The sequence below is a fragment of the Streptomyces formicae genome (assembly GCF_002556545.1).
Classification (GTDB): Bacteria; Actinomycetota; Actinomycetes; order Streptomycetales; family Streptomycetaceae; genus Streptomyces; species Streptomyces formicae_A.
Genome location: NZ_CP022685.1, coordinates 5,621,803 through 5,643,576 on the forward strand (window position 1 = coordinate 5,621,803; position 21,774 = coordinate 5,643,576).

Consider the following 21,774-nt stretch of genomic DNA (forward strand, 5'->3'; position numbering starts at 1 on the left):
GAGCCCGGTGAGCCCGGTGTCCGCGGGGCAGACTGGGGCCATGCGTACTGCTTATGGCGTGGAGAGCGTTCGGGCCGGGGAGCGGGAGCTCATGGGGCGGCTGGCCGAGGGGGCGCTGATGCAGCGTGCCGCGGCGGGGCTCGCCGTGGAGTGCGCGCGGGTGCTCGGCAGCGTCTACGGGGCGCGGGTCACCTTGTTGGTCGGGAGCGGGGACAACGGCGGGGACGCCCTGTACGCGGGGGCGCGGCTCGCTCTGCGAGGGGCGGGCGTGCGTGCCGTGCTGCTCTCGCCCGAGCGGGTTCATGCCGGGGGGCTTGCCGCGTTGCGTGCCGCGGGCGGTGTCGTGGTGGACGGGGAGGACGAGCGGGCCGAGGGGTTCGTGTGGGGGGCCCGGCTCGTGGTCGACGGGATCGTGGGGATCGGGGGGCGCGGGGGGCTCAGGCCCCGTGCCGCTCGGCTCGCGGAGCTGGCGCGGGAGTCCGCGGGGGCCGTTGTCGCCGTCGATCTGCCCAGTGGTGTCGACGCGGATACGGGTGAGGTGCGCGGCGACGCGGTGCGGGCGGACGTGACCGTGACCTTCGGGGCGTACAAGCCGGGGCTGCTCGTCGATCCCGCCCGGGAGTACGCGGGTGTGGTGCGGCTCGTCGGGATCGGGCTCGACATGGCCGGGCGCGAGCCCGTGGTGGAGGCGCCGCAGTACGCCGACGTGGCGGGGCTGCTGCCGGTGCCGACCGGGGAGAGCGACAAGTACCGCAGGGGGGTGGTCGGGATCGTCGCCGGTTCCGCGCGGTATCCGGGGGCCGCCGTGCTCGCCGTCGCGGGCGCGTTGCGCGGGGGCGCGGGCGCCGTGCGGTACGTGGGGCCCGCGGCGGACGCCGTCATCGCGCGGTTCCCCGAGGCGTTGGTGTCCGAGGGGCCGCCGTCCAAGGCGGGGCGCGTGCAGGCATGGGTGGCGGGCCCTGGGCTCGGGGACGACGCGGAGCGGCTGCGGGACGTGGTCGACGCCGAGGTGCCCGTGCTGATCGACGCCGACGGGCTGCGGCTCGCGGGGGAGCGGGCCGTGCGCGAGCGGCGCGCGCCCACGCTGCTCACGCCCCACGCGGGCGAGGCCGCCGCGCTCCTCGGGGTCTCTCGCGCCGAGGTCGAGGCGGGACGGCTCGCCGCCGTACGGGAGCTGGCGGGGCGCTACGGGGCGACCGTGCTCCTGAAGGGGTCCACCACGCTGGTCGGCTCGGCCGACGGCGTCGTACGCGTCAATCCCACGGGGACGCCCTGGCTCGCCACCGCGGGCAGTGGCGACGTGCTGTCCGGGCTCGCGGGCTCGCTGCTCGCGGCGGGTCTCGGCACGCTGGACGCCGGGTCCGTCGGCGCGTACCTGCACGGCCTCGCGGCCCGGCTCGCCGCGGACGGGGCGCCGGTGGGGGCGCACGACGTGGCCGACGCGATTCCGGCCGCTTGGCGGGACGTACGGCGCTGAGGAGCGGCTCCACGACGTGGGCGTGCTGCTCTTCGAGTGACACCTGAGGGCACCTGAGCGCGGCTGACGGCGGCACGGCGCCGGTCCGGGGTTCGCTCATCACATGATCAGTAAGACAGCCCACCGCGGACTCGCCGTGCTGCTCGTCCTGACCGCCGCGCTGCCCGGGGCCTCCGCGGCCGCGGACCCCGCGCCGCCGCGACCGGCCCCGGCGGCACCCGCGCTGGTTCCCGGCGTCCCGCTCGCCCCGCCCCACCCGTGGCAGCTGGACACCCCCGACCAGGCCCTGCCGCCGCACGTGTACCGGCCCGGCGCCGCCGAGGACGCGGTCGAGCCCATGGAGGCGCCCGCGGGGACCGACGCCCTCATCGAGTACGTGCCGCCCAGCGAGGTCGTCACCAAGGCCGCGGCCGCCGTCTGCACCAAGCGCGCCGGGCCCTACCAGCGCCAGGCCGAGCGCCATCTGGGGCGCCCGGTGGACGGCAGGCAGTCGGCGGCGGACTGCCGGGCCATCCGGGCGTTCCAGCGCACGCAGGGCATCCGGCCCGCCATCGGGTTCGCGGGTCCTGTGACCTGGGCCAGGATGCGGCTGCTCGACGCCCGCGAGAACCCCACGGCGACGAAGAAGTGCCCCACGCGCGCGTACCGCCTCGCCTGCGTCGATCTGTCCCGGCAGCTGATGTGGGTGAAGAAGGGCGAGAAGGTGCTGCTCGGGCCCGTGCCGATCCGCACGGGGCGGGCCGGATACCCGACCCGCACCGGCTGGCACAAGGTCTACTGGAAGCACAAGAACCACTGGTCCTCGCTGTACGAAACCCCCATGCCGTACAGCCAGTTCTTCGACGGCGGGCAGGCGTTCCACGCCATCTACGGCAACGTCTACGGCCCGCCGGGCTCGCGCGGCTGCGTGAACATGCGGCTTGCCGACGCCAAGGCGCTGTGGAAGACGCTCCTCGAGGGCGACCGGGTCTATGTGTGGGGACGCAAGCCGGGCACCTGAGCGGGGCGGTCCTGGGCCGCTGGAGAAAGGGCTGTCGGTCGCCTCTGAGACACTTGTCCGCGATGAACGAGACAGCCCCTTTCCGTGTCCGCGCCGAGATCGACCTCGCCGCCCTCCGCGCCAATGTGCGCGCCCTGCGTGCCCGCGCGCGGGGCGCCGCGTTCATGGCCGTGGTGAAGGCCGACGCGTACGGACACGGGATGGTGCCCTGCGCGAGGGCCGCGGTCGACGCGGGGGCCGACTGGCTGGGCACCGCGACGCCTCAGGAGGCGCTCGCCCTGCGGGCCGCCGGCCTGCCGGGGCGGATCATGTGCTGGCTGTGGACGCCAGGTGACCCCTGGCGCGAGGGCGTCGAGGCCGACCTGGACATGTCGGTGAGCGCCCTGTGGGCGCTGCGCGAGGTGACCGCCGCCGCCCGGGACGCGGGCCGCACCGCCCGCGTCCAGCTCAAGGCCGACACGGGTCTCGGGCGCAACGGCTGCATGCCCGCCGACTGGCCCGAGCTGATCACCGAGGTCCTGCGCGCCGAGGCCGAGGGGACCGTCAAGGTCACCGGCCTCTGGTCGCACTTCGCGTGCGCGGACGAGCCCGGCCACCCCTCGATCGCCGCCCAGCTCACGGTGTTCCGCGAGATGGTGGCGTACGCCGAGGAGCAGGGCGTCCGTCCCGAGGTGCGGCACATCGCCAACTCCCCGGCGACGCTGACCCTTCCGGAGACCCACTTCGATCTCGTACGCCCCGGCATCGCGATGTACGGCGTCTCGCCGAGCCCCGAGATCGGCACCCCGCAGGACTTCGGGCTGCGCCCCGTCATGACGGTCGCCGCCTCGCTCGCCCATGTGAAGCGGGCTCCCGGGGGACACGGCGTCAGTTACGGGCATCACTACACGACCCCGGGGGACACCACGCTCGGCCTCGTCCCCGCCGGGTACGGGGACGGCATTCCGCGTCACGCGTCCGGTGCGGGGCCCGTCCTGGTCGGCGGCAAGTGGCGGACGGCGGCGGGTCGTATCGCGATGGACCAGTTTGTGGTCGATCTCGGCGGGGACGAGCCCGAAGTGGGTTCCGACGCGGTGCTCTTCGGCCCTGGCGACCGCGGCGAGCCGACCGCGGAGGACTGGGCGCAGGCCGCGGGCACCATCGCGTACGAGATCGTGACGCGCATCGGATCGCGGGTCCCGCGCGTCTATGTGAACGAGCGGACCGGAGCGGACGAGCAGCACGACGACTGACGGATCTGACGGAGGAGCGGCACGTGAGCGAGAGCAGCACGGGGGCGGCCGCGGTGGAAGCGGTGACGGAGGCCGCCGCCGCGGCGGGGAACTGGCGCAGGGCGGGCGTGGCCGGTGCCGCGATAGGGGTCATCGCCGCGGGTGCCGCGGCGGGTGTCGCCATCGAGCGGCTCACCGTCGGCCGTGGCATGCGCAAGAAGGCGCGGCTCGCGCTCGACTCGTCGGGTCCTTACGGCTCGCTGCGCGGCATGCCGGGCACGGCGTACGCCGAGGACGGCACGGAGCTCTTCTACGAGGTCGAAGAGGTCGAAGAGGGCGAGGCGGGCGGGCCGGACGGCGGCAGGGCGTCGCGGCGGCGCGGGCTCCGCGGGCGCCGGGCGTCCCCGCCCGTCACCGTCGTCTTCAGCCACGGCTACTGCCTGAGCCAGGACTCCTGGCACTTCCAGCGGGCCGCCCTGCGCGGCGTCGTGCGGGCGGTCTACTGGGACCAGCGCAGCCACGCCCGCTCGGGGCGCGGCGTCGACCAGCTGGAGCGCGGCGTGCCCGTCTCCATCGACGATCTGGGGCGCGACCTGAAGGCCGTCATCGAGGCGGCGGCGCCCGAGGGGCCCCTCGTCCTGGTCGGGCACTCCATGGGCGGCATGACGACGATGGCCCTCGCCGACCAGTTCCCCGAGCTGATCCGCGAGCGCGTCGTCGGCGTCGCCCTGGTCGGTACGTCGTCGGGGCAGCTCGGACAGGTGAACTTCGGACTCCCGGTGGCCGGGATGAACGCGGTGCGGCGGGTGCTGCCCGGGGTGCTGCGGGCGCTCGGCTCGCAGGCGGAGCTGGTGGAGCGGGGGCGGCGGGCCACGGCCGATCTCTTCGCGGGCGTCATCAAGCGCTACTCGTTCTCGTCCAAGGACGTGGATCCGGCGATCGCGCGGTTCGCCGAGCGCATGATCGAGTCGACGCCGATCGACGTGGTCGCCGAGTTCTACCCGGCGTTCACCGAGCACGACAAGGCGGAGGCGCTCAAGCACTTCGCGGACCTGCCCGTCCTGGTCCTCGCGGGGGAGCACGACATGGTGACGCCGAGCGGGCACAGCGAGGCGATCGCCGAGCGGCTGCCGGACGCCGAGCTCGTCCTCGTCCCCGACGCGGGGCACATGGTCATGCTGGAGCACCCCGAGGTGGTCACCGAACGGCTCGTGGAGCTCCTTGCGCGGGCGGGCGGTGTGCCGGTGGCGGACGGTGCGGCGGCGTCCAGGGGCTAACGTGGGCGGTATGGAAGCACCGCACCACCAGGCCCCGGCCACCACCCTCAAGATCACGGTCAACTCCCCCGAGCAGATGGGCGAGTTGGGCCGCCGCCTGGCCAAGATCCTTCGTCCCGGCGACCTCGTCATGCTCACGGGTGAGCTCGGGGCCGGAAAGACGACGCTGACCAGAGGGCTCGGCGAGGGCCTCGACGTGCGCGGCGCCGTCACGTCCCCGACCTTCGTGATCGCCCGCGTCCACCCGCCGCTCGGCGCGGGCCCCGCGCTGGTGCACGTCGACGCGTACCGCCTGGGCGGCGGGCTCGACGAGATGGAGGACCTGGACCTCGACGTCTCGCTCCCCGACTCGGTGATCGTCGTCGAATGGGGCGACGGCAAGGTCGAGGAACTCTCGGACGACCGCCTGCGGGTGGTCATCGACCGCGCGGTCGGCGACACGACGGACGAGGTCCGCGAGGTCACGCTGACGGGCCTCGGGGCGCGCTGGTCGGGCGAGGACTTGACGCTGCTCGCGGCGTAGGCCGCGGGCGGCGTTGGCGGGCATGTGCCTGCGGTGCCGGTGACCTGGCTGTCGTCTTTCGGGTTCTTGGCGCCGCCCTGGGCTGTCGCCTGCGTTGGCCTCGTGGTGAGGGGCGGGCTTGGCTGGGTGAGTGGGTTTTCGGCAGCGCGGGTCGCGTACGGCCCGCGCCTTTGGCGTCTGCGCTCCGGGTGACTCAAGCTCCTGCGGCCTGCGGCCCGGGGCCGCTCGCGCCGTCTGCGGTCGGCACCGGCCCCCGCGTCACGACTGGGCCCTCGTCGGCCCGAGCCCTCGTTCCGACAACGCGTCGGGAAAATGTTGCGCGGTGCGTGTCGGGCGTGGTGACATGGATACCGGTGCTGGTTAGGTCTACCTAACCACGTCTGCCCCCGGAGCCCAGGAGGCATCCATGTCGGCTTCAGAACGTGACGTACAGCCGCAGCCGCACGGGCTGCCGGTGCCAGGGCCCTCGCGCGTGGCGGAGCCCGCGCGGTTCTCCATGAGTGATCTGCTGGCGTCCTGCGCCGCTGCGAGCGTGGTCTCCACGCCGCCCAGTGACCCGGACCCCAGGAGCGACGGGGCTAGGGAACGACGACGACCTTCTGGCTGATTCCCGCGAACTGCCACATCGCGTCGCCGTGGGCGCGGGACTCGCGGATGCCGCCCGTCTTCTTCGCGGGGTCGGGCTTGGGCGTCGAGCCGTCCACGGCCGCGCTGAACCCGATCGCGACCCCGTCGCTGGTCGTGAAGATCACGACGTGCTCGATCGGGGTGCCGTCCGTACCGGTGACCGAGCCCGTCCGGGAGGTCACGGCGTACTTGCCGGGGGTCGGGTCCACCGTGCCGGGCATGACCTCGAACGTGAGCTTGACCTTGCCCGCCGCCGTGACCAGCCAGACGCGGTCGTCGCCCAGGGAGTAGACGACCCGCTCGCCGGTGCCGGACTGCGCGGGCAGCGCCGTGGGGTTCTTCTTGTCCTTGGGGGAGCGCGACGCGGAGGCGGACGGCGACTTCTCGGGCTTGCCGAGGGTGTCGGGCGCGCTGGCGGACGCCTGGTAGGCGAGGAAGCCGACCGCGGCGAGCGCAGCGGCGGTGAGCCCGGCCACGAATCCCGAGCTGCTCCTTGACACCTTGCGCCACCCATCCTCTTCGTACTGCTACGGCTACGGGGTGACGGTAGCAGCCGCCGCGCCCCTCCCCGGGGCAGCCGCGCCCCCGTCCCCCGTGCGGCGGCCCCCTGCCGGTGCGGCCGTGCGACGGGCGTCGGAGCCGTAGGCTGTTCGCGTGCTCTTGCTCGCTCTGGATACCGCAACGCCCGCCGTCACCGTCGCCCTCCACGACGGCTCCTCCGTCATCGCGGAGTCGAGCCAGGTGGACGCCCGCCGTCACGGAGAACTGCTGCTTCCGGCCGTCGACCGGGTGCTCGCCGACGCCGGGCTCAGACTCGACGCCGTGACCGGCATCGTCGTCGGCGTGGGCCCCGGCCCCTACACAGGACTGCGCGTCGGCCTGATGACCGCCGACACGTTCGGCCTCGCGCTCGGCGTCCCGGTGCACGGGGTGTGCACCCTGGACGGCCTCGCGTACGCCTCCGGAATCGCGTCGGGCCCCTTCGTGGTGGCCACCGACGCCCGGCGCAAAGAGGTCTACTGGGCGCGCTACGACGACGTACGCACTCGTGCGAGTGATGCCGCCGTCGACCGGCCCGCGGACATCGCCGCCGAGGTCGAGGGGCTGCCCGCCGTCGGCGCGGGCGCGCTGCTCTATCCGGACACGTTCCCCGACGCGCGCGCCCCCGAGCACGTGTCGGCCGCCGCGCTCGCCTCGCTGGCCGCCGAGAAGCTGGCCGCGGGCGAGGAGCTCCTCGAGCCCCGGCCGCTGTACCTGCGCCGTCCCGACGCGCAGGTGCCCAAGAACTACAAGGTGGTCACCCCCAAGTGACCGAGGCGATCCAGGCGACCCAGGAGACGGACGGCGCCGTGCTGCGCGAGATGCGCTGGTGGGACATCGATCCGGTGTTCGTCCTGGAGAAGGAGCTCTTCCCGGACGACGCGTGGTCGCGCGGCATGTTCTGGTCGGAGCTCGCCCACGCGCGCGGCCCCCTCGCCACCCGCCGCTACGTGGTGGCCATGGACGGCGACCGCCTCGTCGGCTACGCGGGGCTCGCCGCCTCCGGAGACCTGGCCGACGTCCAGACCATCGCCGTGGCCCGCGACCACTGGGGCACCGGCCTCGGCGCCCGGCTCCTCACGGACCTGCTGCGCGCCGCGACCGCCTTCGAGTGCGCCGAGGTGATGCTGGAAGTGCGGGTCGACAACACCCGGGCGCAGAAGCTGTACGAGCGCTTCGGCTTCGAGCCCATCGGCTTCCGGCGCGGCTACTACCAGCCAGGCAACGTGGACGCGCTGGTCATGCGCCGCACCGATCCCTCCACCTCCGCAACCGGCGTACAAGGAACCGAGATTCATGGCTGACTCGCGCGACGAACCCCTCGTCCTCGGCATCGAGACCTCCTGCGACGAGACCGGCGTCGGCATCGTCCGCGGCACCACCCTGCTCGCCGACGCCGTCGCCTCCAGCGTCGACGAGCACGCCCGCTTCGGCGGCGTCGTGCCCGAGGTCGCCTCCCGCGCGCACCTGGAGGCGATGGTGCCGACCATCGACCGCGCGCTGAAGGAGGCGGGGGTGAGCGCGAAGGACCTCGACGGCATCTCGGTGACCGCGGGCCCCGGGCTCGCGGGCGCGCTGCTCGTCGGCGTCTCGGCAGCCAAGGCGTACGCGTACGCCCTCGGCAAGCCGCTGTACGGCGTCAACCACCTCGCCTCGCACATCTGCGTGGACCAGCTGGAGCACGGGCCGCTGCCCGAGCCGACCATGGCGCTGCTGGTGTCGGGCGGTCACTCCTCGCTGCTCCTCTCCGCCGACATCACCTCGGACGTACGGCCGCTCGGCGCGACCATCGACGACGCGGCGGGCGAGGCGTTCGACAAGATCGCCCGGGTGCTCAACCTCGGCTTCCCCGGCGGGCCCGTCATCGACCGGTACGCGCGCGAGGGCGACCCGAACGCGATCGCGTTCCCGCGCGGGCTCACCGGGCCCCGCGACCCCGCCTACGACTTCTCCTTCTCCGGCCTGAAGACGTCCGTCGCCCGCTGGATCGAGGCGAAGCGGGCCGCGGGCGAGGACGTGCCGGTGCGGGACGTGTCGGCGTCCTTCCAGGAGGCGGTCGTCGACGTGCTGACCCGCAAGGCCGTGCGGGCCTGCAAGGACGAGGGCGTCGACCACCTGATGATCGGCGGCGGCGTGGCCGCGAACTCGCGGCTGCGCGCGCTCGCGCAGGAGCGGTGCGAGAAGGCCGGGATCCGCCTTCGGGTGCCGCGGCCCAAGCTGTGCACGGACAACGGCGCGATGGTCGCGGCCCTCGGCGCCGAGATGGTGGCGCGGAACAGGGCGGCGTCGGACTGGGACCTGTCGGCGGACTCGTCGCTGCCGGTGACGGAGCCGCACGTGCCGGGGCACGCACACACGCACGGCCATGGCCACGACCACGATCACGTGCACGAGGTCAGCAAGGAGAACCTGTACTCGTGAGCGTCGCGCTGATGTGGGAGGCCCGTGCCGTCGAGGGGCGCGGGGACGACCTGCTCGCCTGGGCGCGGGCGCAGGAGCTGTCCGGCGAGCCACTGCGGCGTGAGACCTTCCGGGCGCCGCAGGACCGGGTCCTCGTCATCACGTGGTGGGACGCCTCGCTGGACGCCGAGCTGCCCGAACTGGCCGAGCCCTCACCGGAGTTGGTGACGCGGCTCGTGCACAGGTGGCGGTTCGAGTCGGTCGAGGAGCGCTAGCCCCGCCGCCGAGGTCAGTTCTCCAGCGGCCTGCGGTACGTCAACAGGTAGCGCCAGAAGAGCAGGTGGCGCAGGCGGCTGCCGGGCAGGAGGCGGGCGGCCTCGGCGCGGATCTGCGGGAGCCTCATGTCCGGCTCTTTCACGGGCGGCTTGAGCGGGGGCGCGTACGTGCCGCGCAGGCGCTCGGTCGCGTACACCGCCACCCTGGCCACCGCGTTGGCCGGGGACGCCACGACGTCCCACGGGGTCATTCCCGCGTAACAGCCGAGCACGAGCAGGGTGCCGCCGGGCGCGAGGGCGGCGCGCAGGCGCGTGAGCGTGTCGAACGGCAGGTGGTGCAGGCTCGCCAGGCAGCTGATGACGTCGTAGTGGCCCGCGGGGAGGTCCAGCGCGGTCACGTCGGCCTGCCGGTACCGGGGCCCGCCCCCGGCCGCCTCCGCCTCGGCGATGACCTCCGCCGACGGGTCGAGCGCGTCGACCTCGTAGCCGCGGTCCGCGAGGCGCCGGGCGAAGCGGCCGGTTCCGCAGCCGATGTCGAGGGCGGTGCGGCCGTGCGGGGGCAGCTCGCGCAGGAGCAGCCGGTGGTAGTGGTCGTTGTGGTCGAAGGGCATGCGGGTGAGCCTGACACACGGACCCGGGCCACCGGGAATCAGCGCGGGCGTTCCGCCCGGCTCAGCAACCCGTCGATGACCGCGCCCAGTTGGCGTTCCGTGGCGTAGTTCACCGTCAGCTCTTCCCAGCGTCCCGCGAGCGCCGCGAGGTGGGGGAGCTCGTCCGCGTCGGCCTCCGTGAGCATGTCGGGGAAGTACCGCTTGCGCTCGGGCTCCTCGGCGCGGCGTCGCATTGCGTGGCGGAAGGCCAGGTCTCCGTAGACGCGGTGCCAGATGGTCCGGTAGGCGCGGACGGCGTCGGCGGGGGCGAGTCCGCAGTCGCCTCCCTCCGCGCCGACGATCTCCTCGACCACCCAGGGCAGCCGCGCGAGCGTGTCGTGCATGTGCAGGGCGACGGCGAGGAGGCGCTCGCGCGGTTCGGCGGGCAGCTCGGGGCGCGGGGTCGTCGCCGCGGTGCCGGAGAGCGTGAGCATCAGGAGATGCTCAGCGCCGCGACGCCCTCCTCCGCCAGGATCCGGCGGGCCGTCGCGGCGATCGTCTCCGTGTCGACGCGGCGGGGGCGGCCGACGCGGCGCTTCTTCTCCGCGGGTCGCCACGGGGGCGGGGAGGGGCCGGGCCTCCCTCGCCGAGGGGCACGCGACGGCCTTCGCGGTGTCCGCCGGGCTCCTGGCGGCGGCCGCGCTGGCGACGGCGGTGCTGCACGGCCGTCGGGCGCCCGCCTCAACACCCGCGCGACCTGCGGAAACGTACGCCCGCGAAGAAACTTCGAAGAATCTCGGCGACGATGTCGAAACGGGCGTCTCCCGTTCGACGCAGGGGTGAGAGGCGAGGAGAAGCCCCCGCCACCACCCGATGGGAGACCACCATGCCGCGCTATCTGACGATGATCCGCATCGACGAGAAGAACGCCCCCGCGGATGGACCGAGCCCCGAGCTCCAGGAGCGCATGGGCGCGCTGCTCGAAGAGATCACCAAGGCCGGGGTGATGCTCGACACCGCGGGGCTGCGGCCGACCTCCGAGGGCACCCGCGTCACCTGGGACAAGGGCGAACTGTCCACCACCGACGGTCCGTTCACCGAGACCAAGGAGGTCGTCGGGGGCTACTCGATCTGCCAGGCCAAGGACATGGCGGAGGCGGTCGAGTGGACCAAGCGGTTCCTCAAGACCCACGAGGACTACTGGACGATCACGGCGGAGGTTCGCGAGATCGAGGGATGAGTCCTTGATCAGGGGCTGAGTCGTCGAGCGGGGCCGTGCCTTTGCGGGCGTCGTGACGGGGTGCTCTGATGGATCGCCGTGAGCCATTCCACGGAGCACCCCCGCCCCATGGCGTCGGACGAGCACCCCCGCCAGGCCATCGAGACCGTCTTCCGCATGGAGACGCCGCGCCTCATCGCGGGCGTCGCACGCATCGTGCGGGACGTCGGCATCGCCGAGGAACTGGCCCAGGACGCCCTGGTGGCCGCCCTCGAACAGTGGCCCGAGCAGGGTGTCCCCGACAACCCGGGCGCCTGGCTCATGACCGCCGCCAAGCGCCGCGCCATCGATCTGGTCCGCCGCCGCGAGCGCTACGCCCGCAAGCTCGCCGAGGTCGGCCGCGACCTGGAGAGCGCGCCGCCGCACGTCGACGAGCCCGCCGACCCCGACGCCATCGACGACGACCTCCTGCGCCTCGTCTTCACCGCCTGCCACCCGGTGCTCTCCGCCGAGGCCAGGGTGGCGCTGACCCTGCGGCTGCTCGGCGGCCTGACCACCGCGGAGATCGCGCGCGCGATGCTCACGCCGGAGCCGACCGTGGCGCAGCGCATCGTACGGGCCAAGCGCACCCTCGCCACGAAGGGCGTCGCCTTCGAGGTCCCGTACGGGCCCGACAGGGAGGACCGCCTCGGCTCCGTCCTCGAAGTCATCTACCTCATCTTCAACGAGGGGTACGCCGCCACGGCGGGCGACGACTGGCTGCGGCCCGCGCTGTGCGAGGACGCGCTGCGGCTCGCCAGGGTGCTCGCGGGGCTGATGCCCAAGGAGTCCGAAGTGCACGGCCTGGCGGCCCTGTTGGAGCTCCAGGCGTCCCGCTCGGCGGCGCGGACGGGCCCTGCGGGCGAACCGGTGCTCCTCGCGGACCAGAGCAGGGCCCGCTGGAACCAGATGCTGATCCGGCGGGGGTTCGCCGCGCTGGCCCGGGCGCAGGCCGTGGCCGCGGGGGCCTTGGGGCCGTATGCCTTGCAGGCCGCGATCGCCGCGTGTCACGCCCACGCGCATACGTACGAGGAGACGGACTGGCAGCAGATCGCCGCGCTCTATGGGCTGCTCGCCGCCCGGGTTCCCTCGCCGGTGGTCGAGTTGAACCGGGCGGTGGCGGTTTCTCGGGCCGAGGGGCCTGAGGCGGGGCTTGTGCTTGTTGACGCGCTGGCCGATGAACCCGCGCTGAAGGGCTATCACTTGCTGCCCAGTGTGCGGGGCGACTTGCTTGCCCGGCTCGGCCGGTCGGCCGAGGCTCGCGCGGAGTTCGAGCGAGCGGCGTCGTTGGCCCGCAACGGGCGGGAGCGGGAACTGCTTCTTACTCGGGCTGCCGACTGCTGACCCCTTCGCTGCGGGCTCGCCGTGGCTGGTCGCGCAGTTCCCCGCGCCCCTTACGGGGCCCGGTCGCGCGCCCGCGCGGCGGAGCCGCATGTGTCACAGCCCCGCGCCCCTTACGGGGCGCCGCCCCTTACAGGGCGCGCGCCCCTAACGGGCCGGGTGGCCGATCAGCATCGTCGGGGCGCCTGCCACCCGGGTCAGGAAGACCGTTGCCGCGTTCTTTCCCTGCGGCTTCACCTTGCGGCGCAGCTCCTCCGGTTCCACCGCCGAGCCGCGCTTCTTCACGGTCAGGACGCCGACCTCCCGCTCCCGCAGCAGGGCCTTCAACTTCTTCACGCCGAAGGGGAGTTGGTCGGTGATCTCGTACGCCACCGCGTACGGGGTCGGGTGCAGCTCGTCGGAGGTGACGTACGCGATGGTCTCGTCGATCAGGCCGCCCTCGACCCGCGCGGCCACCTCCGCCACCAGGTGCGCGCGGATGACCGCGCCGTCCGGCTCGTACAAGTAACGCCCCACGGGGCGCACTTCGGGGTCGGGCAGCATCGCGTCGAGCGAGGACCACAGGCTGGCGCCGCCGGGCAGCAGGGTCGCGCGGTGCGAGGCGGGGGAGTCCGTGCCGAACCACAGCACCGCCTCCTTCACGTCGCCGCCGTCCGAGATCCACTCCGCGGCGGCCTCGGCGGGGACCGCCTCGTGCGGGATGCCCGGCGCGATCTTCAGCGCGGCACGCGGCGCCTTGAGCGCGGCGGCGACCGCCCAGGACAGCGGCGGTGAGTACGCCTCGGGGTCGAAGATCCGGCCGCGTCCGCCCCTGCGCGCGGGGTCCACGAACACCGCGTCGTACGACGACGTGTCGACCTCGGTGACGTCCGCCTCGCGCACCTCGATCAGCTCGGCGAGCCCCAGCGCCTCGGCGTTGGCGCGGGCGACGGCGCAGGTCAGCGGGGAGCGGTCGACGGCGAGCACGGAGATCCCGGCCCGCGCGAGGGCGATCGCGTCGCCGCCGATGCCGCAGCAGAGGTCGGCCAGGGACCGTACGCCCAGCGACGTGAAGCTCTCGGCGCGATGCGCGGCGACGGAGGCGCGCGTGGACTGCTCGACCCCGTCGGGCGTGAAGAACATCCGGGCCGCGTCCTCGGCGCCGAACTTCGCCACGGCCCGCTGCCGCAGGCGCGCCTGCGCGAGCGCGGTGGAGACCAGCGCGGCGGGGTGTTCGCGGCGCAGCCGGGTCGCGGCGGCGAGCTCCTGCGCGGGCGCCACGTCCCGCACCTCGTCGAGCAGGGCTCGGCCCGCTTCGGTGTGCAGGGCGGCGAAGGCGGCGAGGGGGTCGCCGAGGTCGGTCTCGTGGCCGCTCGGCGTGTTCGGGTCGTTCACCTGCCCCATTGTGGGCCAGTCGGTGGATGGTGCGCGGCCGGTGGCGGTGTCGGCCCTTCATCAGGGCCTTGAGCTGCGAGGATCCGGCGCCATGCAACTAGTACGACAAACGGAAGAATCCGCCAGAAGACGGAAGAATCAGGCGAGAGCCGCCGCCGCGGTGATCACGGTCGTCGCGATCGCGTCGGGCTGCGCCGTCGGGGGCGAATCCGACACCGTCGAACCGGCCCACGGCCAGCAGCCGCTCCAGGCGCCGCCCGCCCGCGCCCTCGACTCCTACGCCCAGCGGCTCGGCGCTGCCCAGGCCGCGCGGGTCGCCGCGGCCAAGCGGTGGGGCCTGGCGAAGACCCCGCTCGCGGCGCCCCCCGCCCCCGCGGTCAAGCCGCGCCTCACCACCCGCAAGGGCTTCGAGGTGAAGGGCCAGTCGAGCCTGCCGCCCGTCTTCACGACGATCCCGACCAAGGAGAAGGTCGTCTTCCTGACCATCGACGACGGCGCCGAGAAGGACCCGGCGCTGCTGCGGATGATGAGCGACCTGAAGCTCCCGTACACCGCCTTCCTCAGCGACTACCTGGTCAAGGAGGACTACGCGTACTTCGGCAAGATGCAGTCCCGCGGCATCACCCTGAACAACCACACCCTCAACCACCGCTACCTGCCAGGGCTCTCCTACGAGGCGCAGCGCCGCGAGATCTGCGGCATGCAGGACGTCATCACGAAGCACTACGGCAAACGGCCCGAACTCTTCCGCCCGCCGTACGGCAACTACAACCAGGACTCCCTGCGCGCCGCCAAGTCCTGTGGCATCAAGGCGGTGCCCCTGTGGGCGTCGGAGGCGTTCGCCGACCACATGGAGTGGCGCGAGTGGGACCGGGACCTGCATCCCGGCGACATCATCCTCACGCACTTCCGGGGCCGCGCCGACTGGAAGGGCACGATGCCCGACATGGTCCGCAAGGTCATGAAGACGGTCACGGACAAGGGGTACGCGGTGGCCAGGCTGGAGGACTACCTGTGACCCCCCGGGCGCGAGCGCGTCGCCGCCTCCTCGCCGGGGCCCTCCTGTGCGGAGTGCTCGCGCCCGCACTGCTCACGGGGTGCGCGGAATCGGTGGACCCGATCGAGCGACTGGGCAGAAAGGCGGCCCAGAAGATGCCCCAACGCAAACCGGGGCAAGCCGGTCCCAGCTGTGGGCAGGCGTTCCGCAAGGCGGAACGGGTGGGCACAGCCTCACCTGCAGACCCGGCGAAACCGGGGCACCAAGAAGTCGCCGACAAGGAGCCCCCGCCCCCCAAGAAGCGTTGCGACGACAGGGGGCACCACTCCAAGCCCCGCTGAAGCCCGACGCAGTCGATTGGCACTCCGCTTGACCGAGTGCTAATCCCCGTCCTAGTCTCGCTTCTGGCACTCCCCGCTGGAGAGTGCCAACAGCGACGGGCAGGTCCGGCACCCGCGACGACGGATCCACCTGGTCGCCACCCCAGACTGTTAACCCCGTAGATCTCCGAAGGGGGAGACCGGATCGTGACGACCGCAAGCTCCAAGGTTGCCATCAAGCCGCTCGAGGACCGCATCGTGGTCCAGCCGCTCGACGCCGAGCAGACCACGGCCTCCGGCCTGGTCATTCCGGACACCGCCAAGGAGAAGCCCCAGGAGGGCGTCGTCCTGGCCGTGGGCCCGGGCCGCTTCGAGAACGGCGAGCGCCTGCCGCTCGACGTGAAGACCGGCGACATCGTGCTGTACAGCAAGTACGGCGGCACCGAGGTGAAGTACAACGGCGAGGAGTACCTCGTCCTCTCGGCTCGCGACGTGCTCGCGATCGTCGAGAAGTAGTTCACCCCGAAGCAGAAGCATTGCTTTGAGCTGCGCCCCTGGTCACCCCGCTGATGCCGGGCGGCGAGGGGCGTAGTTCGTTGCTGAACGTTCCGGGGGAGCCCCCCGGACCCCCTGAGTTTTCGAGAGGGCTGAATCGCTCCCATGGCGAAGATCCTGAAGTTCGACGAGGACGCCCGTCGCGCCCTTGAGCGCGGCGTCAACAAGCTTGCCGACACGGTGAAGGTGACGATCGGCCCCCGCGGCCGCAACGTCGTCATCGACAAGAAGTTCGGCGCCCCGACCATCACCAACGACGGCGTCACCATCGCCCGTGAGGTCGAGGTCGAGGACCCGTACGAGAACCTCGGCGCCCAGCTGGTGAAGGAGGTGGCGACCAAGACCAACGACATCGCGGGTGACGGCACCACCACCGCCACCGTGCTCGCCCAGGCCCTGGTCAAGGAGGGCCTGCGCAACGTCGCCGCCGGTGCCTCCCCGGCCGCCCTGAAGAAGGGCATCGACGCCGCCGTCGCGGCCGTCTCCGAGGAGCTCCTCGCCACCGCCCGTCCGATCGACGACAAGGCCGACATCGCGGCCGTCGCCGGTCTGTCGGCCCAGGACCCGCAGGTCGGCGAGCTCATCGCCGAGGCGATGGACAAGGTCGGCAAGGACGGTGTCATCACCGTCGAGGAGTCCAACACCTTCGGCCTGGAGCTCGACTTCACCGAGGGCATGGCCTTCGACAAGGGCTACCTGTCGCCGTACATGGTGTCCGACCAGGAGCGTATGGAGGCCGTCCTCGACGACCCGTACATCCTGATCCACCAGGGCAAGATCTCCTCCATCCAGGACCTCCTGCCGCTGCTCGAGAAGGTCATCCAGGCCAACGCCTCGAAGCCGCTCCTGATCATCGCCGAGGACGTCGAGGGCGAGGCCCTTTCGACCCTGGTCGTGAACAAGATCCGCGGCACCTTCAACGCCGTCGCGGTGAAGGCTCCCGGCTTCGGCGACCGCCGCAAGGCCATGCTCGGTGACATCGCCACCCTCACCGGCGGCACCGTCATCGCCGAAGAGGTCGGCCTCAAGATCGACCAGGTCGGTCTCGACGTGCTGGGCACCGCCCGTCGCGTCACGATCACCAAGGACGACACGACCATCGTCGACGGCGGCGGCAACAAGGCCGACGTCGAGGGCCGCGTCTCCCAGATCAAGGCCGAGATCGACGCCACGGACTCCGACTGGGACCGCGAGAAGCTCCAGGAGCGCCTCGCGAAGCTGGCCGGCGGCGTGTGCGTGATCAAGGTCGGCGCCGCCACCGAGGTGGAGCTCAAGGAGAAGAAGCACCGTCTGGAGGACGCCATCTCCGCGACCCGCGCCGCGGTCGAGGAGGGCATCGTCTCCGGTGGTGGCTCCGCTCTGGTGCACGCCGTCAAGGTACTCGAGGGCAACCTCGGCAAGGAGGGCGACGAGGCCACCGGTGTCGCCGTCGTCCGCCGCGCCGCGGTCGAGCCGCTGCGCTGGATCGCCGAGAACGCGGGCCTCGAGGGCTACGTCATCACCTCGAAGGTCGCCGAGCTCGACAAGGGCTTCGGCTTCAACGCCGCGACCGGCGAGTACGGCGACCTGGTCAAGGCCGGTCTCCTCGACCCGGTCAAGGTCACCCGCTCCGCCCTGGAGAACGCCGCGTCCATCGCGTCGCTGCTCCTCACGACCGAGACGCTGGTCGTCGAGAAGCCGGCCGAGGAAGAGGCGGACGCCGGCGCGGGCCACGGGCACGGTCACTCGCACTGACCCGCCTGACGCTGGCGCGTAGCTGAACTGAGGCCCGGTGCCCCCTGCTTGGGGGCGCCGGGCCTCGGTATTTACGGATGCTCGTCTGCCGGGTTGCTCGCCGTCGCCGACCGCGGATCGTGGTCCGTCCTCGCGCAGTTCCCCGCGCCCCTTACGGGGCGCCCCGTCCGGGAGACGCGCGTTTAGGGGCGCGGGGAACTGCGCGATCGGCCACGACGAAACCCGCGGTCGGCGACGGACAGCAACCCGGCAGACGCACCCCCGAAACGCCCTCGCAGACCTACCGAGGCCCGTACTTGCGCCCAGTGCGCGACGTCACCCCACCGAGCAACGACCTCGGCGTCACCTTCGCGATGCCCATCAGCGCCTTGTAGCGCGGGTCGGGGATGGACAGGGACTTGCCACGGGCGAGGTCGGCGAGGGCCGCGGCGACCAGTTTGTCCGCGTCGAGCCACATCCAGTTCGGGATGTTGGACGTGCCCATCCCGGCGCGCTCGTGGAACTCGGTCCGCACCAGCCCGGGGCACAGCGCCATCAGCCGCACCCCCGACCCCGTCAGGTCCTTCGCCGCGCCCTGGGTGAACTGCACGACCCACGCCTTGGACGCGCCGTACGTGCCGCGCGGCACGAACGCCGCCACCGAGGCGACGTTCACCACCCCGCCCCTGCCGCGCTTGCGCATCGACTCCACCGCCGACGACGTCAGCCGCAGCACCGCCTCGCAGTGCACCTTGAGCATGGTCAGCTCGTCGCTCATCGGGACGTCCAGGTACTTGCCCTTGTTGCCGAAACCGGCATTGTTGATCAGCAGGTCGACGGGTTCCCTGGGGCGTGAGAGACGCTCCTCGACGGTCTCGATGCCCTTGTCCGTGGCGAGGTCCGCGGTCAGCACCTCCGCCTCGATGCCGTGCCGGTCGTGCAGCTCGGTCGCCTGCTCCCGCAGCCGCTTGGTGTCGCGTGCCACCAGGACGAGGTTGTGCCCGTCAGCCGCGAGCCGCCGCGCGAAGGCGGCGCCGATACCGGCGGTCGATCCCGTAATCAGAGCCGTAGTCATGGCCCAAGGCTAGTGATCCCGAGGACCGCGACGTCACGCGTCCGGTGCGCCGTACTTCTCGACGTACTCGCGCGCGTTCGCCACCGTCTCGGGGTGCAGCGCGTCTCCGGCCGCGAGCATCCGCGGCAGCAGCGACCGCTCCGTCGTGACGGCACGGAAGTGCAGGGCGACGGTGACGTCGTGCGCGGGCCGGTGCGCGATCTCGACCGGGTCGCCCGCCCGGATCTCGCCCGGCTCGATCACCCGCAGATACGCCCCGGGCACACCGTGCTGGGTGAACCGCTTCACCCACCCCTTCTCGTTCAGGTGCCCCTGGAACGTACGGCAGGGAATGCGGCTGCCCGACACTTCGAGCAGCGGCCCCGAGCCGATCCGCCAGCGCTCGCCGATCCGCGCGCCGCTCACGTCGATCCCGGACGTCGTGAGGTTCTCGCCGAAGCCGCCGTTGGCCAGCGGGCGCCCGAGGAGGTCCTGCCAGACGTCGAGGTCCTCGCGCGCGAAGACGTACACCGCCTGGTCGTGCCCGCCGTGGTGGCGCAGGTTGCCGATCTCGTCGCCCGCGAGGCCGCTGCCGCCGACGCCCTTCACCCCCGGCGCCGTCACCAGGACGGCGTCGTCCGTCGGTTGCTTGTCGATGCCGGTGAGGCCGTCGGAGGAATCGGTGTACTCGACGGCCGTGCGGCGGCCCAGGTTTACGGAGAGCAGCTTCATGACAGGCAGGCTAGGCGAGGCCGCCCCAAAGTCGCGATGCAATATTTCGCGACAAGTCCAAGCGTCGCTTATGCTCGAAGCATGATCGAGGCCCGTCATCTCCGTGTCCTGCGAGCCGTGTCCGCCACCGGCTCCTTCTCGGCGGCGGCGCGCGAGCTCGGCTGCACCCAGCCGGCCGTGAGCCAGCAGATGAAGGCACTCGAATCCTCGGCGGGCACCCCGCTCCTCATCCGCACCGGCCGCGAGATGCGTCTGACGCAGGCCGGAGAAGCCCTGGTCAGGCATGCCACGGGCATCCTCGCCGGGCTCACCGCCGCGGAGGAGGAGGTCGCCGCCATCGCGGGCCTGCGCGCGGGCCGGGTCCGGCTCGTCTCCTTCCCCAGCGGCAGTTCCACGCTCGTGCCGGGCGCCCTCGCCGCCCTGCGCGCCGCTCACCCGGGCACCCGCGTCTCCCTCGTGGAGGCCGAGCCGCCGCGCTCCGTGGAGATGCTGCGCGAGGGCGACTGCGACGTGGCCCTCGCCTTCCGGTACGAGGGGGCGACCGCCGCCGAGGAGTGGGACGACCTCGTCGTACGACCGCTGCTCGCGGACCGGCTCGTCGGGCTCGTGCCCGAGGGGCACCGACTCGCCGCCGCCGCGTCGGTCACCATCGGTGAGTTCGCCGACGAGTCGTGGATCGCGGGCTGTCCGCGCTGCCGCAGGCAGTTGGTGGAGGTCTGCGAGGGTGCGGGCTTCGTGCCCCGCATCGACTTCGCGACCGACGACTACCCGGCCGTGATCGGCCTGGTCGGCGCGGGCCTCGGGGTCGCGGTGCTGCCCGAGCTCGCCATCGAGTCGGTGCGCCCCAAGGGTGCCCGCACCGTGACGGTCGAGCCGGCCGTGCAGCGCGAGATCGTCGCGCTCACGCTGCCTGATCTGGCCCAGGTGCCGGCCGTCGCCGCCACTCTGGACCACCTGGCGCGGGCTGCCGCCCGCTGATCTTCCGTACGTACGCGGACATGGTCGTGCCCTGCCCGTACGCGCTAGGGGAAACGTTCCTTCAGTGGTGTGACGCGGCCGCCGCGGCCGACGCCGTGACGAGGCGGTTGCGGGCGCGCCCCATGAGCTCCTCGCGCTCGTCCTCGGTCAGTCCGCCCCACACGCCGTAGGGCTCGCGCACCGCGAGTGCGTGCGCGGCGCACTCCGCGCGCACCGGGCATCGCATGCAGACCTCCTTGGCGGAGTTCTCGCGTGCGCTGCGCGCCGCGCCCCGCTCGCCCTCCGGGTGGAAGAAGAGCGAGCTGTCGACCCCGCGGCAGGCCGCGAGGAGCTGCCAGTCCCACAGATCTGCGTTCGGTCCGGGAAGGCGGGAGAAATCTGCCATTGCTGGTCCCCTTGAAGCCGTTCTGACGCGGATACGGTGCCCATGACCGTACATCTACTGTCTAAGGAGATGAAAATATGACTCATTGCGAATCTAGCCATAGACACCAGGAAAAGGGAAGAAAAGGCGCTAAATGGGGCATAGCTTGTGATGAAAGGTTGAGGGTCTCTTGCGCTGTCTGCGCTGTGTCCGCGCCCTCACGTAGAGTGCCGAAGGTGGCCGATCGCCCCGTAACTCTTTCGGGTGACCGTCGTTGAGAGTGCGAGGCGGTTGAAAGAACAAGCGCTCGGGCAGGTGTCCGAGAGCGTCAACCGCACAGGTGACGAATATGTACCAGCCTGGAGGCTCAAGGTGACGCGCAGCAGCTGTGAGAGCCGCGGAGGACAGTCATGACATCCGTCCTCGTCTGCGACGACTCCCCGCTTGCCCGAGAGGCGCTCCGCCGCGCGGTCGCGACCGTGCCCGGTGTCGAGCGTGTGACGACGGCAGCCAACGGCGAGGAAGTCCTCCGCCGCTGGGGTGCCGACCGCTCGGACCTGATTCTGATGGACGTACGCATGCCCGGTCTGGGCGGCGTGGAGACCGTCCGGCGGCTGCTGTCCGCCGACCCCGGTGCGCGCATCATCATGCTCACCGTCGCCGAGGACCTGGACGGGGTCGCGCTCGCGGTCGCCGCCGGTGCCCGCGGCTATCTACACAAGGACGCCTCGCGCGCCGAACTGCGGGCGACGGTGACCCAGGCGCTCGCCGATCCGACCTGGCGGCTCGCCCCGCGCAGACTGCGCTCGGCCGAGATGGGCGCCGCGCCCACGCTCACCGCGCGCGAGATCCAGGTGCTCGAAGGCATGAGCCACGGCCGCTCCAACGCGGAGATCGGGCGCGAGCTCTTCCTCTCCGAGGACACCGTGAAGACGCACGCGAGGCGGCTCTTCAAGAAGCTCGGCGCCTCGGACCGCGCGCACGCCGTGGCGCTCGGTTTCCGCTGGGGCCTGGTCCGCTAAGTGTGTCGCCGCGGGGGCACGGCGATCCCCGCCCGCCGCGTGGTGGGCGGGGTGACGGATGCTCGTCGCACCCCGCGTCGGGAGCGATTGCTGGCGCTTCGCCGCCGATGCCGCATCCTTGAGGTGTGGAGTTCCTCGGGGACGAG

The 21,774-nt window shown here is 72.4% G+C and carries 23 protein-coding genes; 16 read left to right on the plus strand and 7 right to left on the minus strand.

Features of this window, described 5'->3' with window-relative positions; genetic code table 11:
• The first annotated feature begins 40 nt into the window (after positions 1 to 40).
• The 5 genes from KY5_RS24575 (at position 41) to tsaE (ending at position 5,488) form a co-directional block, all read left to right on the plus strand.
• Complete coding sequence (locus tag KY5_RS24575) at positions 41 to 1,477, plus strand: NAD(P)H-hydrate dehydratase (protein ID WP_098247453.1); 1,437 nt, start codon at positions 41 to 43, stop codon at positions 1,475 to 1,477.
• 103 nt (positions 1,478 to 1,580) lie between these two features.
• Positions 1,581 to 2,477 (plus strand): L,D-transpeptidase family protein, encoded by an 897-nt coding sequence (locus KY5_RS24580; protein ID WP_098244258.1) that lies wholly within the window; start codon positions 1,581 to 1,583, stop codon positions 2,475 to 2,477.
• Positions 2,478 to 2,539: 62 nt separating this feature from the next.
• Complete coding sequence (gene alr, locus KY5_RS24585; RefSeq protein WP_098247455.1) at positions 2,540 to 3,709, plus strand: alanine racemase; 1,170 nt, start codon at positions 2,540 to 2,542, stop codon at positions 3,707 to 3,709.
• 23 nt (positions 3,710 to 3,732) lie between these two features.
• The gene (locus KY5_RS24590; protein ID WP_199843206.1) at positions 3,733 to 4,965 is read left to right on the plus strand and encodes an alpha/beta fold hydrolase; all 1,233 of its coding nucleotides are present in this window, start codon (positions 3,733 to 3,735) and stop codon (positions 4,963 to 4,965) included.
• A 10-nt stretch (positions 4,966 to 4,975) separates the two neighbouring features.
• Positions 4,976 to 5,488 carry a tRNA (adenosine(37)-N6)-threonylcarbamoyltransferase complex ATPase subunit type 1 TsaE gene (gene tsaE, locus KY5_RS24595; protein ID WP_098244259.1) on the plus strand — a complete coding sequence of 171 codons (513 nt, stop codon included), beginning with the start codon at positions 4,976 to 4,978 and terminating at the stop codon, positions 5,486 to 5,488.
• A 578-nt stretch (positions 5,489 to 6,066) separates the two neighbouring features.
• Here the strand turns inward: tsaE and KY5_RS24605 are convergent.
• Positions 6,067 to 6,615, minus strand: coding sequence for a hypothetical protein (locus KY5_RS24605; protein ID WP_098244261.1), 549 nt, complete (start codon positions 6,613 to 6,615; stop codon positions 6,067 to 6,069).
• A 154-nt stretch (positions 6,616 to 6,769) separates the two neighbouring features.
• Here KY5_RS24605 and tsaB point away from each other — a divergent pair, with 154 nt between their 5' ends.
• Genes tsaB through KY5_RS24625 form a run of 4 tightly spaced genes read left to right on the plus strand, consistent with a single transcriptional unit; the run spans position 6,770 to position 9,330 of the window.
• A complete protein-coding gene (tsaB, locus tag KY5_RS24610) occupies positions 6,770 to 7,426 on the plus strand; it encodes a tRNA (adenosine(37)-N6)-threonylcarbamoyltransferase complex dimerization subunit type 1 TsaB (protein ID WP_098244262.1) in 657 nt (218 codons plus the stop codon).
• A 50-nt stretch (positions 7,427 to 7,476) separates the two neighbouring features.
• Positions 7,477 to 7,959, plus strand: coding sequence for a ribosomal protein S18-alanine N-acetyltransferase (rimI, locus tag KY5_RS24615; protein ID WP_199843622.1), 483 nt, complete (start codon positions 7,477 to 7,479; stop codon positions 7,957 to 7,959).
• A complete protein-coding gene (gene tsaD / locus KY5_RS24620; protein WP_098244264.1) occupies positions 7,952 to 9,076 on the plus strand; it encodes a tRNA (adenosine(37)-N6)-threonylcarbamoyltransferase complex transferase subunit TsaD in 1,125 nt (374 codons plus the stop codon). Before rimI ends, tsaD begins: the two co-directional genes overlap by 8 nt.
• Entirely contained in the window at positions 9,073 to 9,330 is a 258-nt protein-coding gene (locus KY5_RS24625) for a hypothetical protein (RefSeq protein WP_098244265.1), read from the plus strand. The genes tsaD and KY5_RS24625 overlap by 4 nt, the downstream gene beginning before the upstream one ends.
• 14 nt (positions 9,331 to 9,344) lie before the next feature.
• Here the strand turns inward: KY5_RS24625 and KY5_RS24630 are convergent, their stop codons facing one another.
• Together KY5_RS24630 and KY5_RS24635 are read right to left on the minus strand one after the other, a co-directional pair.
• Positions 9,345 to 9,941: a class I SAM-dependent methyltransferase gene (locus tag KY5_RS24630; protein ID WP_098244266.1), complete on the minus strand. Its 597-nt coding sequence runs from the start codon at positions 9,939 to 9,941 to the stop codon at positions 9,345 to 9,347.
• A gap of 38 nt (positions 9,942 to 9,979) precedes the next feature.
• Complete coding sequence (locus KY5_RS24635; RefSeq protein WP_324964135.1) at positions 9,980 to 10,414, minus strand: hypothetical protein; 435 nt, start codon at positions 10,412 to 10,414, stop codon at positions 9,980 to 9,982.
• 392 nt (positions 10,415 to 10,806) lie between these two features.
• Here KY5_RS24635 and KY5_RS24645 point away from each other — a divergent pair, with 392 nt between their 5' ends.
• A complete protein-coding gene (locus KY5_RS24645; protein WP_098244267.1) occupies positions 10,807 to 11,160 on the plus strand; it encodes a YciI family protein in 354 nt (117 codons plus the stop codon).
• A 108-nt stretch (positions 11,161 to 11,268) separates the two neighbouring features.
• Positions 11,269 to 12,522 carry an RNA polymerase sigma factor gene (locus tag KY5_RS24650; protein WP_098244268.1) on the plus strand — a complete coding sequence of 418 codons (1,254 nt, stop codon included), beginning with the start codon at positions 11,269 to 11,271 and terminating at the stop codon, positions 12,520 to 12,522.
• Between the two features lie 144 nt (positions 12,523 to 12,666).
• Here KY5_RS24650 and KY5_RS24655 read toward each other — a convergent pair whose 3' ends face one another.
• A complete protein-coding gene (locus KY5_RS24655; protein ID WP_098244269.1) occupies positions 12,667 to 13,902 on the minus strand; it encodes a THUMP-like domain-containing protein in 1,236 nt (411 codons plus the stop codon).
• A gap of 82 nt (positions 13,903 to 13,984) precedes the next feature.
• Between KY5_RS24655 and KY5_RS24660 the strand changes: the two genes are divergently transcribed.
• The 3 genes from KY5_RS24660 to groL all read left to right on the plus strand — a co-directional run bounded on the left by KY5_RS24660 (position 13,985) and on the right by groL (position 17,499).
• A complete protein-coding gene (locus KY5_RS24660) occupies positions 13,985 to 14,911 on the plus strand; it encodes a polysaccharide deacetylase family protein (protein ID WP_098244270.1) in 927 nt (308 codons plus the stop codon).
• A gap of 506 nt (positions 14,912 to 15,417) precedes the next feature.
• Positions 15,418 to 15,726 carry a co-chaperone GroES gene (gene groES, locus KY5_RS24670; protein WP_016434667.1) on the plus strand — a complete coding sequence of 103 codons (309 nt, stop codon included), beginning with the start codon at positions 15,418 to 15,420 and terminating at the stop codon, positions 15,724 to 15,726.
• A 144-nt stretch (positions 15,727 to 15,870) separates the two neighbouring features.
• Complete coding sequence (gene groL / locus KY5_RS24675) at positions 15,871 to 17,499, plus strand: chaperonin GroEL (protein ID WP_098244272.1); 1,629 nt, start codon at positions 15,871 to 15,873, stop codon at positions 17,497 to 17,499.
• Positions 17,500 to 17,779: 280 nt separating this feature from the next.
• Here the strand turns inward: groL and KY5_RS24680 are convergent, their stop codons facing one another.
• Positions 17,780 to 18,553: an SDR family NAD(P)-dependent oxidoreductase gene (locus tag KY5_RS24680; RefSeq protein WP_098244273.1), complete on the minus strand. Its 774-nt coding sequence runs from the start codon at positions 18,551 to 18,553 to the stop codon at positions 17,780 to 17,782.
• Positions 18,554 to 18,586: 33 nt separating this feature from the next.
• A complete protein-coding gene (locus KY5_RS24685) occupies positions 18,587 to 19,264 on the minus strand; it encodes an MOSC domain-containing protein (protein WP_098244274.1) in 678 nt (225 codons plus the stop codon).
• An 81-nt stretch (positions 19,265 to 19,345) separates the two neighbouring features.
• On the opposite strand from KY5_RS24685, the gene KY5_RS24690 reads away from it, so the two are divergent.
• Positions 19,346 to 20,242 (plus strand): LysR family transcriptional regulator, encoded by an 897-nt coding sequence (locus tag KY5_RS24690; protein WP_098244275.1) that lies wholly within the window; start codon positions 19,346 to 19,348, stop codon positions 20,240 to 20,242.
• Positions 20,243 to 20,303: 61 nt separating this feature from the next.
• Here the strand turns inward: KY5_RS24690 and KY5_RS24695 are convergent, their stop codons facing one another.
• A complete protein-coding gene (locus KY5_RS24695) occupies positions 20,304 to 20,627 on the minus strand; it encodes a WhiB family transcriptional regulator (RefSeq protein ID WP_098244276.1) in 324 nt (107 codons plus the stop codon).
• Between the two features lie 389 nt (positions 20,628 to 21,016).
• On the opposite strand from KY5_RS24695, the gene KY5_RS24700 reads away from it, so the two are divergent.
• The gene (locus KY5_RS24700; RefSeq protein WP_003948568.1) at positions 21,017 to 21,628 is read left to right on the plus strand and encodes a response regulator transcription factor; all 612 of its coding nucleotides are present in this window, start codon (positions 21,017 to 21,019) and stop codon (positions 21,626 to 21,628) included.
• Positions 21,629 to 21,774: the final 146 nt, after the last annotated feature.

Coding starts and splice junctions, on each gene's coding strand:
- KY5_RS24575 (WP_098247453.1), top strand. CDS start 41: ATGCGTACTGCTTATGGCGTGGAGAGCGTTCGGGCCGGGGAGCGGGAG.
- KY5_RS24580 (WP_098244258.1), top strand. CDS start 1,581: ATGATCAGTAAGACAGCCCACCGCGGACTCGCCGTGCTGCTCGTCCTG.
- alr (WP_098247455.1), top strand. CDS start 2,540: ATGAACGAGACAGCCCCTTTCCGTGTCCGCGCCGAGATCGACCTCGCC.
- tsaE (WP_098244259.1), top strand. CDS start 4,976: ATGGAAGCACCGCACCACCAGGCCCCGGCCACCACCCTCAAGATCACG.
- rimI (WP_199843622.1), top strand. CDS start 7,477: ATGCGCTGGTGGGACATCGATCCGGTGTTCGTCCTGGAGAAGGAGCTC.
- tsaD (WP_098244264.1), top strand. CDS start 7,952: ATGGCTGACTCGCGCGACGAACCCCTCGTCCTCGGCATCGAGACCTCC.
- KY5_RS24630 (WP_098244266.1), bottom strand. CDS start 9,941: ATGCCCTTCGACCACAACGACCACTACCACCGGCTGCTCCTGCGCGAG.
- KY5_RS24635 (WP_324964135.1), bottom strand. CDS start 10,414: ATGCTCACGCTCTCCGGCACCGCGGCGACGACCCCGCGCCCCGAGCTG.
- KY5_RS24645 (WP_098244267.1), top strand. CDS start 10,807: ATGCCGCGCTATCTGACGATGATCCGCATCGACGAGAAGAACGCCCCC.
- KY5_RS24650 (WP_098244268.1), top strand. CDS start 11,269: ATGGCGTCGGACGAGCACCCCCGCCAGGCCATCGAGACCGTCTTCCGC.
- KY5_RS24655 (WP_098244269.1), bottom strand. CDS start 13,902: ATGGGGCAGGTGAACGACCCGAACACGCCGAGCGGCCACGAGACCGAC.
- KY5_RS24660 (WP_098244270.1), top strand. CDS start 13,985: ATGCAACTAGTACGACAAACGGAAGAATCCGCCAGAAGACGGAAGAAT.
- groL (WP_098244272.1), top strand. CDS start 15,871: ATGGCGAAGATCCTGAAGTTCGACGAGGACGCCCGTCGCGCCCTTGAG.
- KY5_RS24680 (WP_098244273.1), bottom strand. CDS start 18,553: ATGACTACGGCTCTGATTACGGGATCGACCGCCGGTATCGGCGCCGCC.
- KY5_RS24685 (WP_098244274.1), bottom strand. CDS start 19,264: ATGAAGCTGCTCTCCGTAAACCTGGGCCGCCGCACGGCCGTCGAGTAC.
- KY5_RS24690 (WP_098244275.1), top strand. CDS start 19,346: ATGATCGAGGCCCGTCATCTCCGTGTCCTGCGAGCCGTGTCCGCCACC.
- KY5_RS24695 (WP_098244276.1), bottom strand. CDS start 20,627: ATGGCAGATTTCTCCCGCCTTCCCGGACCGAACGCAGATCTGTGGGAC.
- KY5_RS24700 (WP_003948568.1), top strand. CDS start 21,017: ATGACATCCGTCCTCGTCTGCGACGACTCCCCGCTTGCCCGAGAGGCG.